Origin of the sequence: Variovorax atrisoli 110B, assembly GCF_000382045.1 — a bacterium.
GTDB lineage: Bacteria > Pseudomonadota > Gammaproteobacteria > Burkholderiales > Burkholderiaceae_C > Variovorax > Variovorax atrisoli.
In genome coordinates, this window is record NZ_KB907458.1 from 56,491 (window position 1) to 68,372 (window position 11,882).

The 11,882-nt window shown below is 67.3% G+C and carries 11 protein-coding genes and 1 pseudogene; 10 read left to right on the forward strand and 2 right to left on the reverse strand.

The annotated features are described in order from the left end of the window. Positions 1-757: 757 nt before the first annotated feature. From G369_RS0123335 to G369_RS38710, 5 genes are all read left to right on the forward strand, one after another. A complete protein-coding gene (locus tag G369_RS0123335; protein WP_157773770.1) occupies positions 758-1,537 on the forward strand; it encodes a hypothetical protein in 780 nt (259 codons plus the stop codon). A gap of 5 nt (positions 1,538-1,542) precedes the next feature. Then, positions 1,543-2,061 carry a GTP-binding protein gene (locus G369_RS0123340; protein WP_019656466.1) on the forward strand — a complete coding sequence of 173 codons (519 nt, stop codon included), beginning with the start codon at positions 1,543-1,545 and terminating at the stop codon, positions 2,059-2,061. Positions 2,062-2,114: 53 nt separating this feature from the next. Then, positions 2,115-2,498 carry a roadblock/LC7 domain-containing protein gene (locus G369_RS0123345; RefSeq protein WP_019656467.1) on the forward strand — a complete coding sequence of 128 codons (384 nt, stop codon included), beginning with the start codon at positions 2,115-2,117 and terminating at the stop codon, positions 2,496-2,498. An 84-nt stretch (positions 2,499-2,582) separates the two neighbouring features. After that, the gene (locus tag G369_RS0123350) at positions 2,583-2,942 is read left to right on the forward strand and encodes a hypothetical protein (RefSeq protein WP_019656468.1); all 360 of its coding nucleotides are present in this window, start codon (positions 2,583-2,585) and stop codon (positions 2,940-2,942) included. 311 nt (positions 2,943-3,253) lie between these two features. Beyond that, on the forward strand, positions 3,254-4,474 hold the full coding sequence (locus G369_RS38710; RefSeq protein WP_157773771.1) for a hypothetical protein: 1,221 nt from the start codon (positions 3,254-3,256) through the stop codon (positions 4,472-4,474). Between the two features lie 46 nt (positions 4,475-4,520). Here G369_RS38710 and G369_RS0123360 read toward each other — a convergent pair whose 3' ends face one another. Next, complete coding sequence (locus G369_RS0123360; RefSeq protein ID WP_019656469.1) at positions 4,521-5,552, reverse strand: AraC family transcriptional regulator; 1,032 nt, start codon at positions 5,550-5,552, stop codon at positions 4,521-4,523. Between the two features lie 238 nt (positions 5,553-5,790). Between G369_RS0123360 and G369_RS0123365 the strand changes: the two genes are divergently transcribed. The 5 genes and pseudogenes from G369_RS0123365 (at position 5,791) to G369_RS0123380 (ending at position 10,892) form a co-directional block, all read left to right on the forward strand. Continuing rightward, positions 5,791-6,582, forward strand: coding sequence for an SDR family oxidoreductase (locus tag G369_RS0123365; protein ID WP_019656470.1), 792 nt, complete (start codon positions 5,791-5,793; stop codon positions 6,580-6,582). 30 nt (positions 6,583-6,612) lie between these two features. Then, positions 6,613-7,851: a styrene monooxygenase/indole monooxygenase family protein gene (locus G369_RS0123370; protein WP_019656471.1), complete on the forward strand. Its 1,239-nt coding sequence runs from the start codon at positions 6,613-6,615 to the stop codon at positions 7,849-7,851. Positions 7,852-7,864: 13 nt separating this feature from the next. Beyond that, a pseudogene (locus G369_RS39800) lies at positions 7,865-9,103 on the forward strand (styrene monooxygenase/indole monooxygenase family protein); the annotation flags it as partial. Beyond that, positions 9,098-9,598, forward strand: a complete 501-nt coding sequence (locus G369_RS39555) for a flavin reductase family protein (RefSeq protein WP_244164377.1) — start codon at positions 9,098-9,100, stop codon at positions 9,596-9,598. The pseudogene G369_RS39800 and the gene G369_RS39555, both read left to right, overlap by 6 nt. A 55-nt stretch (positions 9,599-9,653) precedes the next feature. After that, entirely contained in the window at positions 9,654-10,892 is a 1,239-nt protein-coding gene (locus G369_RS0123380) for a dienelactone hydrolase family protein (RefSeq protein ID WP_019656473.1), read from the forward strand. 19 nt (positions 10,893-10,911) lie between these two features. Here the strand turns inward: G369_RS0123380 and G369_RS0123385 are convergent, their stop codons facing one another. Next, the gene (locus G369_RS0123385; RefSeq protein ID WP_019656474.1) at positions 10,912-11,826 is read right to left on the reverse strand and encodes a LysR family transcriptional regulator; all 915 of its coding nucleotides are present in this window, start codon (positions 11,824-11,826) and stop codon (positions 10,912-10,914) included. Positions 11,827-11,882: the final 56 nt, after the last annotated feature.

An 11,882-nucleotide genomic window follows, 5' to 3' on the forward strand; every position in this document is an offset into this window, starting at 1 on the left:
GGGACTTTTTCTTTGATCCGTCCCTGCTTGCCGAGAGGGCTGCAGCGGATCCGCTGATGACGTCTTCCGGCAGCTGCTGCGCCTGAAACCATCGGCGATTGCTGTCGCCAGCGATTCAGCGTCCATGGCCTCCGCTGCGGCAGGTCGCTCTTCGGAGAAAAAAGCGGCGGTTGCATGTGCTCATGACAATGCGGACGCCCTCGGTGGTCGGCTTCGACGCAGCTGCATCGGTGCAGGCGTCGTAGTTCCTGCGCGCCGCAGGAGACAGTTGCTCGAAGCGCGTCTGAGCACGAGCGGTCATGGCGGCCAACAGAACTACGAGAAGACTGGCGCCGGTTTCAACTTCTTTTTTCACGTTCCGATGGTAGTTGCCGGTGCTCCTGGCTTGCCTTGATGGAAGCCCATGCGCTGGCCAGCCGGCGTGTTCTCACCCGGCCTCGCCGCAGCCAACCCGGGTGCCTCTTCGCCTCGCCTGAACAGCGGCCCATCGGCACTGCCGTCGCCCTGCCGCCACACCCCTCACCACCGATTCCCGTAGGTAGCAGTCGGGCTTTGTAATCTAGTGTTTTTATTTGCAACGGATGTTATATTTTCCCAGAAACATTCTCATAACACTTAGGGCTTCAGTACAGGACTGACGGGCGTCTTCCTGTGGATGCCCATCATGGGGAGCTCTGGAATTGCAGTTCAAGCCGCAAGAAAGCCCCAATCTGGTGCGACTGGCCTCGGGCGTCGCTTGGCCGATCCGGAGCCGCCTGTGAACACGCCGGCCGCTGCCCCTCGCGCCCGTCGCCCGTTGCTGAGCTTCAGCGTGGAGGGCCTGCCGGCCCGCGACGAGTTGCTCTTCAAGTCCCTTGTCCGGCTGCTTGACCATCGCACCCACCAGCACTGGGACTGGCAGGTCCAGGACGCTGATCTGCGCGTGGTGGGCGACAAACTTTCAGCGCCACCCGAGCAGGATCCGGCGGAGCGTCCGGTGCCGCTGCTGACGATCGGCGACACGCCGCCGCCGCACGGTCCTTTCCTGCGCCTGCCGCTGCATGCCGATGCGCTCGAGGCGATGCTCAACCGCCTCGGTGCGATGCTGGTCCACGCCCGTGAACTGGGGCTGGCCGCGGCCTCCCGCAGCCGCAGCGAGCAGGTCGCGCGAGGCGAGGAATACCGCCTGCTGCGCTGGCCCTCGTCCACGCTGCTCGACACGAGCATGCGCATGAAGCTCGCGACGCTGCTCGCGACCCGTCCGGCAACGCCGCAGGCCTTGCAGCAACGCTCGGGCGCCAGCGCGCGCGAGTGCGCGGACTTCATCTCGATGCTGGAACGCGCAGGCTTCGTCGCCAGCAGCAGCGGCAGTGGCGCCACCGGCTTCGCCAACAGCCGAGCACCCGAATCGATCTGGCCCGATTCGCACATCTCCTCCGGCAGCGAGGCGCATCACCCCGCTGCCGCCGGTCCGGCGGCCCGCGCCAATGTGGAGCCGGGCCTGCTCGCCCGCATCCGCAACCGGCTCGGCTTGCTGGCTTCCGGACCGAGGGCCTGAAGAGCGTGGAACACAAGATTCTTTTTACCGGCACCATGGGTGCGGGCAAGACCACCGCCATCGCCGCAGTGAGCGAGATTCCCCCGGTGCGCACCGAGGTGCGCAACAGCGACACCTCCGTCGCCAAGGCCACCACCACGGTCGGCCTGGATTACGGCGAACTCACGCTCGACAACGGCGAGAAGCTGCGCCTGTACGGCACGCCGGGGCAGATGCGCTTCGACTTCATGTGGCGCATCCTCGCGCGCGGCGCGCTGGGCCTCGTGATCCTGGTCGACAACAGCCGCCCCGATCCGCTGGCCGACCTGGAGGTGTACCTCGACGGTTTCGCCGAGCTGATCGAGAGCACGGCCTGCGTGGTCGCGGTCGGCCGCATGGAAGCGCACCCAGAGCCCGGCCTCGAAGCCTATGCCCAGCGCATGCAGGACAAGGGCGTGCTGTGCCCCGTGCTGCCCGCCAACGTGACCGATCCGCAGCAGGTGGTGCAGCTGCTGGAACTGCTGCTGATCCAGCTCGAGGCCTGAGGGCCGGACGGCTTCCCCTTTCTTTTTCACCGCAACGCCGGACCCCCAATCACATGAACATCGCACCCCGCATCAAGGACGCCGCCGAGACCGTCGTCGACACGCTCATGCGCGAGATCAAGGGCGTGAAGGCCGTGGTGATCGCGACCGAGGACGGCCTCGAGCTCGCTGCGCGGGCGCAGAACACCGCCCAGGTCGCGCGCATGTCGGCGATCGCGAGTTCGCTCGCGGCGCTCGGCGCGGTGGCGGGCGAGGAAAGCGGCCTCGGGCAATGCGAGAACGTCGCCATCGAAACCGCACTGGGCCACATCCTGATGCTGCAGGCCCGCCACCAGGAAGCCGGGCTGATCGTGAGCGTGGTCACTGGCAAGGACGCGGTCATCGGCCAGGCCCTGTACTTCTCCAAGCAGGCGACGCTGGCGCTGCAGCGGGCCTGAAGGCTTTCACCAGCGGCTGCCGCTCATCATTCGCCCGGGCGGCGGCCGATCATCAGGGCGATGGAATACCTACGAAAGACTCCGATGGCAAACATCAAGCAATCCATGGACGAACTCATGACCATCGACGGCGCGCTGTGCGCGGCGCTCGTCGACTCGGGCAGCGGCATGATCCTTGGACAGATCGGTTCGGGCGTCGACCTGGAAGTGGCCGCCGCCGGCAATACCGAAGTGGTGCGCGCCAAGCACAAGACGATGCGCGCGCTGGGCCTGAACGACGTGATCGAAGACATCCTGATCACGCTCGGGCGCCAGTACCACATCATCCGCCCGCTGCAGAAGCACGAAGGCCTGTTCATCTACCTGGTGCTCGACAAGTCGAAGTCGAACCTCGCGCTCGCCCGCCGCAAGACGCAGGACGTGGAGCAGACGCTGGCGGTCTGACCGACGCGCCCCCATCCTCCGCGCAGAATGCGCCAGAGCCCGCCCGGCTGCGAGAACCTGGCGGGCTTTTTCTTTGCCGCTCACCTGCTGCCCTCGAAAAGCGGGCGGTGCAGGGCCTCGGCGAAAGCGGCCACTGCTCGATCGCAGTGCCTACCGAATTCTCGGTATTGATTGCACCCGGATTGAGCCGGATATTGAAGCCACACCGCGGGGGGGGCTGGCGCCTACGGGAGTTGGCCGGAGCGGCGCGGGAAACGGACGGCAGTCTCGTGCTCCCGTTTTCTCATCTTTTTGGCTGAGGAGTCATGCCAATGCATAAAGCTGCGCTAGACCTGTTTCTTGCCGAGTGCACAGCCACCGCGCTGAAATCTGAAGTTGAACTCAGAGGCACATTGGCGAGCGCCCTGCAAGTCCGCCACAAGATCCGGGACACCGATCTCCAGACCCTGTTCAAGCTGGCCGACGGTGCGCCGCCGAACACATTCAAGCGGGCCTACTACGCCCTGACGTTGCAGTTGTTCGCGGGCTCGGCCTACAAGGACTTCAGACCGATCTTCAGCGCTTTCAGCGGCAACCTGTCGCACACGCAGGTCACTCCCCACTGGGACTCCCAAAAGCCTCACAAGCTGGGCTCGATCTACGCGGCGGAGCCGATGAACCTGTTCGCCGGATGGTCGCTGACCAACACGCGCAACAACCAGACCATGCTCGATCCCCACGTGCTGATGGAGCATCTCGACGGATCGATCTCCAGCGACCTGAATGGGGTGTCGTCCAGCTCGACCACCCCGACGGTCGGCATGAGGATCTCGGGTGCGCTCGACCGGCTGGACGCGAAGGCCACGACGCAGCGCCTGCAGGGGGCAACGCCCCTGGGTCTCAAGCGAAGGTATTCGGCATACAGCCTGAACCTGAAGAGCGACGAAGCCCGGATGCAGAACACCTTGGGCAAGCTGTCCGGCGGCCATGCGCGGGACTACGACCGCGAGCAGGCACTCAAGAAGTTCGAGAAGCTGCTGCGGGACATGCGCAACAGCACCCGCGCCGGCCTCGAGCACTATAAGGAGCTGTACAAGAACGTGCCGCAGGACAGTGCGATCAGCGGCCATCTGGCGGATGCGTACCACGCCTGGAAGGCCCATCGGCTGACCGCGGAAGCCGAGATCGAGGCGCTTTGCAGCGATCTGAAGAGTCCTCACCGGGGTGGATCGAACATCATGACGCTGCCCCACAAGGACGCGTCGCGACCGGTACCGCAGCCTGTGCACCAGGTGCCGCAGTACTTCCTGCCGCAGCAGCCGTCCGGCCATCAGCAGGCGCAGCACTATCCGCAGCAGCATCAGCCGTCCGGTCATCAGCAGGCGCCGCACTATCCGCAGCAGCATCAGCCGTTCGGGCAGCAGCAGGCGCCGCACTATCCGCAGCAGCATCAGCCGTTCGGGCAGCAGCAAGCGCCGCACTATCCGCAGCAGCATGGTCATCAGCAGCAGCTGCAGACCTTCCCGTCGCAGACCTGGTTCTTTCAGAAGTAGCAGAGAAGAGTCCGGCCGCGCACCTTGCCAGCGGCCGGCCGATGGATCAGCGGCTGCGCGACGCCATCGTCTCTGAAGGCCTTTCCCCGAAGCGCGCGCGGTACTGCGCCGCGAAGTGCCCCAGGTGGAGAAAGCCGTACTTCTGCGCCACCTCGCGCACGCCGGTGCCGTTTGTGCCACTGGTGCCATTGGCGCCTGACGAGGTGCGCTGCTGCAGTTCGTTGCGCACCCTGTCGAGGCGCGTCTCCCGCAGGAATTCCATCGGCCCCTGGCCCACGTGCTGGCGAAAGGCCAGCTGCAGCGCACGCGCACTGCAGCCGACCTCGCGGCAGACGTCCGCCAGCGACAGGGGCTGGTCCGCATGCGCCGACATGTATTCCTGGGCCCTGCGGACCACGCGCGGCAGCAGGCGCCGCTGGTTGTCGCCTGCCAGGGCCTTCGAGTGGTTGTGGCCCGCCGACATCAGCAGGCTGGAGATCAGGTAGGCCTCTGCGTGCTCGGCCAGCGGGCCGCCGCCGTGCAGGCCGGTGCCGGCATCGAGCGTGAGCCGCAGGTAGTCGATGAAGTGCACCAGCGGCGCGAGCGTGGGGTTGTCCAGCGGCACGCCCAGGTCGAACACCAGCGGCTTTCCGACGGGCGCCTGCAGCAGCGATTCGAGCCGCGAATGCAGCGCGGAGCGGGCCAGTTGCACGATGAGGTGCGGGCTGCCGTCGGCCCAGCGCATCGACAGCGGCTCGGTGGGCGAGGGCAGCGACGCGAGGCGGGGCGTGGCGTCGATCTGCTGAGCGCCGCAGCGGATTTCGGCGCCGCCGCGCAACGGAATCTGCAACAGGAAGAAATCCTGCAGGTAGCCCGGGTCGATCTGCACGCCGGGGCCGTACTGCACGTAGTTGAGGCTCACGTCCCGGTGCAGCTTCGCGCTGTGGTGGCAGGCGTCCAGTCTGGTGCGCGGCTTCAGCATGACGAGGCCGTGCGGGCAGAACACGCGGGCCACGCTCTCACGCGCCTCGTCCACGTCGTGGCTCTCGAAAAGCCGGTAGCGCTGCAGCGGCAACGGTGGGGTCGTGAGGGTTTCCATGAGGCGAGGACAGGGCGAGGGCACCGTAGCAAAAACCGTCCCCGCCCACAATTCGGACCTCCCCGCGGCCATCCCTCGGCCCTGACCCAGGAGCCGGCGCAGGCCATCGCCACAAGAAATCTGCGCGCCAGGGACAGCGCCTGCGTTTGCGGGACTCGTCCGGCGCACCCTTGCCCATAACGTTCGCTCCACAGGCACCAGCCGGGCCTGCCCGATCAAACCGAGGAGAGCAAGCGTCATGTTCAAGGGACTCGAAGGCAAGAGCGCCATCGTCACCGGTGGCTCCACACTGATAGGCGCGGGCGTGGTGCGCGCCCTGCATGCGGCGGGGGTGAAGGTCGTCATCGCCGACATCGACGCCGGCAACGGCCAGGCGCTGGCCGATTCGCTGGGGGCCGGCGTGCGCTTCGTGCGCACCGACATCACCGACGACGCGCAGGTGAAGGCCTGCGTGGCCGAGGCGGCCGAGCATCACGGCGGGGTGCACTTCCTCGTCAACCTGGCGTGCTCGTACGTGGACGACGGCTTCAAGTCGCCGCGCGCCGACTGGCTCACCTCGTTCAATGTGAACGTGGCCAGCGCCGTGGCGATGCTGCAGGCGGTGCATCCGCACATGGCGGCTGCCGGCGGCGGGGCGGTGGTCAACTTCACGAGCATCTCCTCGAGCGTGGCGCAGACGGGCCGCTGGCTCTATCCGGTGAGCAAGGCGGCGATGGCGCAGCTCACCCGCAACATGGCGATGGACCTCGCGCCCGACCGCATCCGCGTGAACAGCGTGTCGCCGGGCTGGACCTGGTCGGCGGTGATGAACCAGCTCACGAACGGCGACCGCGCCAAGACCGATCGCGTGGCAGCGCCTTTCCACCTGCTCGGGCGCGTCGGCGATCCCGACGAGGTGGCGCAGGTGGTGCTCTTCCTGTGCTCCGACCACGCAAGCTTCGTGACCGGTGCCGACTACGCGGTGGACGGCGGCTACTCCGCCATGGGACCCGAGCAGGCCGTTCCCGCCATTCCCAAGTTGATGGACTGAGCTCCAGCCGGAGCATCGAAGGAGCAGCAAATGAAGCGAATCGCCATCGTCGGCGCGGGCCAGTCGGGCCTGCAACTGGGACTCGGCCTGCTTGCCGCGGGCTACGAGGTCACGATGTTCAGCAACCGCACGGGCGAGGACATCCGCCAGGGCAAGGTCATGTCTAGCCAGTGCATGTTCCACACCTCGCTGCAGATCGAGCGCGACCTGGGGCTCGACCATTGGGCGAGCGCATGCCCCACGGTGGACGGCATCGGTCTGGCCGTGCCGCACCCGGAGCAGAAGGGCGCCAAGGTCATCGACTGGGTCGCGCGGCTCGATTCGAGCGCGCAGTCGGTCGACCAGCGCGTGAAGATTCCGGCGTGGATGGACGAGTTCAGGAAGAAGGGCGGCGAGCTCGTCTTCAAGGACGCGGGCATCGACGAGCTCGAGACCTGCACGCAGACGCACGACCTCACGCTGGTGGCCAGCGGCAAGGGCGAGATCTCGAAGCTCTTCGAGCGCGACGCCCACAAGTCCACCTACGACAAGCCGCAGCGCGCCCTCGCGCTGACCTATGTGAAGGGCATGAAGCCGCGCGAGCCGCACTCGGCGGTGTGCTTCAACCTGATTCCGGGCGTGGGCGAGTACTTCGTGTTCCCGGCGCTGACCACCACGGGGCCGTGCGAGATCATGGTGTTCGAAGGCGTGCCCGGCGGCCCTATGGACTGCTGGGCCGACGTGAAGACACCCGAGGAGCATCTCGCGCGCAGCAAGTGGATCGTCGACACCTTCACGCCATGGGAGGCCGAGCGCTGCCACGACATCGAGCTGACCGACGACAACGGGATCCTCGCCGGCCGCTTCGCGCCCACGGTGCGCAAGCCGGTGGCGACGCTGCCGTCGGGCCGCAAGGTGCTCGGCCTGGCCGACGTGGTGGTGCTCAACGACCCGATCACCGGGCAGGGATCCAACAACGCGGCCAAGTGCGCAGACACGTATCTCAAGAGCATCCTCGCGCGCGGCGACGGCCCGGCCGATGCCGCCTGGATGCAGCAGACCTTCGACCGCTACTGGTTCGGCTATGCACAGTGGGTCACGCAGTGGACCAACATGCTGCTGGCCCCGCCGCCGCCGCACGTGCTCAACCTGCTCGGTGCGGCCGGCGCGGTACCGCCGCTGGCCAGCGCATTCGCCAACGGCTTCGACGATCCGCGCACCTTCTTCCCTTGGTTCGCGGACCCGACCGAGTCGCAGCGCTTCATCGACACCTGTGCAGCGGTTGCATAGCGGGAGCGGCACCATGAAGCGACGCGTGGCCATCGTCGGCGCCGGCCAGTCCGGCATGCAGCTTGCGCTCGGCCTGCAGAGCGCGGGGCACGAGGTGACGGTGTTCTCCAACCGCAGCGCACGGGAGATCGCCGAGGGGCCGGTGATGTCCAGCCAGTGCATGTTCGAGACCGCGCTGCAGACCGAGCGCGAACTGGGGCTCGACTGGTGGGCCGACGAATGCCCGGAGGTGGAAGGCATCGCCGTCGCGGTGCGCAACCCCGAAGGCGGCAAGGCCGTCGAATGGAGCGCGAAGCTCGACGGCCCCGCGCAGTCGGTCGACCAGCGGCTCAAGATACCCGCGTGGATGGCCGAGTTCGAGAAGCGCGGCGGGCAGCTGGTGCTGCGCGACGTGGACATCGACGATCTGGAGACCTGCACGCAGATGCACGACCTGGTGGTCGTGGCGAGCGGCAAGGGCGAGATCTCCAGGCTCTTCGAGCGCGACCCCCAACGCTCGCCCTACGAGCAACCGCAGCGCGCACTCGCACTGACCTATGTGAAGGGCATGAAGCCGCGCGAGCCGCACTCGGCGGTGTGCTTCAACCTGATTCCGGGCGTGGGCGAGTACTTCGTGTTCCCGGCGCTGACCACCACGGGGCCGTGCGAGATCATGGTGTTCGAAGGCGTGCCCGGCGGCCCTATGGACTGCTGGGCCGACGTGAAGACGCCCGAGGAGCATCTCGCGCGCAGCAAGTGGATCCTCGAAACCTTCCTGCCCTGGGAGGCCGAGCGCTGCAGGCACGTCGAGCTGACCGACGACAACGGCATCCTCTCGGGCCGCTTCACGCCCACGGTACGCAGGCCGGTGGCGACGCTGCCGTCGGGCCGCAAGGTGCTGGGCCTGGCCGACGCGGTGGTGCTCAACGACCCGATCACCGGCCAGGGATCGAACAACGCGGCCAAGTGCGCCGACATTTACCTCAAGCGCATCCTCGAGCATGGCGACGCGCCCTTCGACGCCGCGTGGATGCAGCAGACCTTCGAGCGTTACTGGGAGGGCTATGCCCGCTGGGCCACCGGCTGGACCAACAGCCTGCTCGCGCCCCCGGGGCCGCATCTGCAGAAGCTGCTGCAGAGCGCCTCCAGCATGCCGGCGGTCGCGAGCATCGTGGTCAACGGCTTCGACGATCCGCGCGCCTTCGCGCCGTGGTGGTTCGACGCGGCCGAGGCCGACCGCTTTCTAGAAGCGCGTGCACGCGAGGCCGTGGTCGACCGCTTCGACCGGCGCGACTTCCGCAAGGCCCTCGGGCAGTTCAGCACCGGCGTGACCGTCATCACCGCCCGCGCGATGGACGGGCGGCGCGTGGGCATGACGGCCAACTCGTTCTCGTCGGTCTCGCTCGATCCGCCGCTGGTGCTGTGGAGCCTCGCGCGCCAGGCGCCGAGCCTGTCCGACTTCACCGGTGCCAGCCATTTCGCGATCAACGTGCTGGCGGCGAACCAGCATCACCTGTCGCGGCAGTTCTCGACACCGCAGGCCGACAAGTTCGGCGGCGTCGACTGCTGCGAGGGCACGGCCGGCGTGCCGCTGCTCAACGGCGTGATCGCGCGCTTCGTGTGCCGCAACGTCAGGCAGTACGATGGGGGCGACCACCTCATCTTCATCGGCGAGGTCGAGCGCTACGACCGCTTCGACGGCGAGCCGCTGGTCTTTCATTCGGGCTACTACCAGGTGACCACAAGACATCCGGAATGCATGCAATGAGCACGTGGCCCGCCACACTTATCCCGTGAACCACCCCATGAACGGAGCAACACACATGCAGCAGAAAGCACCCCAGGCCGCACCACAGCGCATCCGCATCGAGGCCACCGACGCAAGCGGCAGCTTCAGCGGCTACCTCGCACTGCCCAGCTCGGGCACCGGGCCCGGCCTGGTCATCGCGCAGGAGATCTTCGGCGTGAACGACACGATGCGAGAGGTGGCCGACTACTACGCGGAAGAAGGCTACGTGGTGCTCGTGCCCGACCTGTTCTGGCGCCAGCAGCCAGACGTCGAACTCGGCTACACGCCCGAGGACTGGCAGCGCGCCTTCGGCTTCTACCAGGGCTTCGACGAGGCCAAGGGCATGGAGGACATGCAGGCCGCGATCACCGCCCTGCGCCAGCGGCCCGAAGTGCAGGACGCCAAGGTCGGCGTGCTCGGCTTCTGCCTCGGCGGCAAGCTGGCCTACCTCGCGGCGTGCCGCACCGACGCGGACGTGGCCGTGGGCTACTACGGCGTGGGCATCGATGCCGCGCTCGACGAGGCCGACAAGATCAAGCGCCCGCTCACGCTGCACATCGCAGAGCTCGACAAGTTCTGCCCGCCCGAGGCGCGCGACCGCATCGTGGCGGCGCTCAAGGGCCGCCCCGGCGTCTCGCTGCACGTGTACCCGGGCATGGACCACGCCTTCGCGCGCCTGGGCGGCGAGCACTACCACAAGCCCTCGGCGCTGATGGCGCACGAGCGCAGCATCGCCACGCTGAAGGACGCCATCGGCCCGCACTACGACCTCTCGGCGCTGTGGGACAAGCACTGCGAGTACGAGTTCGGCACCCGCAACGTCGACGACACCATGTCGACCATGGTGGCCGAGCCCTACGTCAATCACATCCCGACCATGACCGGCGGCGTGGGCTACAGGAACCTGCACGCCTTCTATTCGAACCACTTCGTCAACAGCAACCCGCCCGACACCTCGCTGGTGCCGATCTCGCGCACCATCGGCGCCACGCAGGTGGTCGACGAGATGCTGTTCTGCTTCACCCACACCACCGAGATCCCGTGGATGCTGCCGGGCGTGGCACCGACGGGCAAGCGCGTGGAGATCCCGCTGCTCGCGGTCATCAAGTTCCGCGGCGACAAGCTCTACCACGAGCACATCTACTGGGACCAGGCCAGCGTGCTGGTGCAGGTGGGGCTGCTCGATGCGAAGCTGCTGCCGGTGGCGGGCGTGGAGACGGCCCGCAAGCTGCTCGACGAGACGCTGCCGTCGAACACGCTGATGCAGCGTTGATGCCCTGAAGCCCTGAGCCCTAGTCCGAAGCCTTCACCGCATCCACCAGGAAGCGCACGAAGGCCTTGCCCGCGTCGGACAGCGAGCGGCCCGCCATGGTTTCGATGGCGAGGTGCCGCTCGTGCATCTCGCGGTCCTTCAGCGGGATCGCGACCAGCGCCTTGCTCTGCAGCAGCGCGCGGATCGACAGCGGACCGTAGAACGCGATGCTGCCGCCGCCCGCGGCCGCGAAGCTCAGCAGCGCGTTCGCATGGTTGCTCGACATCGCCAGCTGGTAGCGCAGCTCCTGGCGCGAGCAGCTCGCATCGAGCAGGCGGCGGATCGAGCTGTCCTCCTGCGGCAGCCCCAGCGGATAGGCCACTACCTGGCGAAGCGAGAGCTGCCGCTGGCGTGCGAGCGGATGGTCCATCGCCATCACCGCGAGGATGGGGCTCGGATGCCGCAGCTCCACCTCGATGCCCGGCTCGGGCAGCGCACTGAGCGTGATGCCCACGTCGGCCTCGCCGTCGCGCACCAGCCGCGAGATGTCGGAGGGCGCGCAGACCTCCAGGTGGAAGCGGATGCCCGCGTGCTTGAGGCGGAACTGCGCGATCAGCCTCGGTATGAAGTCGAAGGCGAAGCCCTCGGTGCTCGCCACGCGGACGTGGCCGCTGCGCAGTCCGCGCAGCCCGGCGATCTCGTTCGCGACGCGCTCGATGTCCTGCTGCGCCCGCTTGGCGTGCGCCGCGAGCAGCTCGCCCGCGGCGTTGGGCACCATGCCGCGGGCATGGCGTTCGAAGAGCAGGGTGTCGAGCTCCCGCTCCAGCCGCGCGACCTGCCGGCTCACGGCCGAGGGCGCGACGTTGAGCTTGAGTGCGGCTTCCTTCACCGAGCCGGTCTTCACGACCTCGAGAAAGTAGCGCACCGCTGTTTCCTGCAAGGCACGAGGCGCCATGGATCGCTCCTGCACGTGGTCCGGACGGTTGCTGAAGATTGCCGATTCGGCAACGA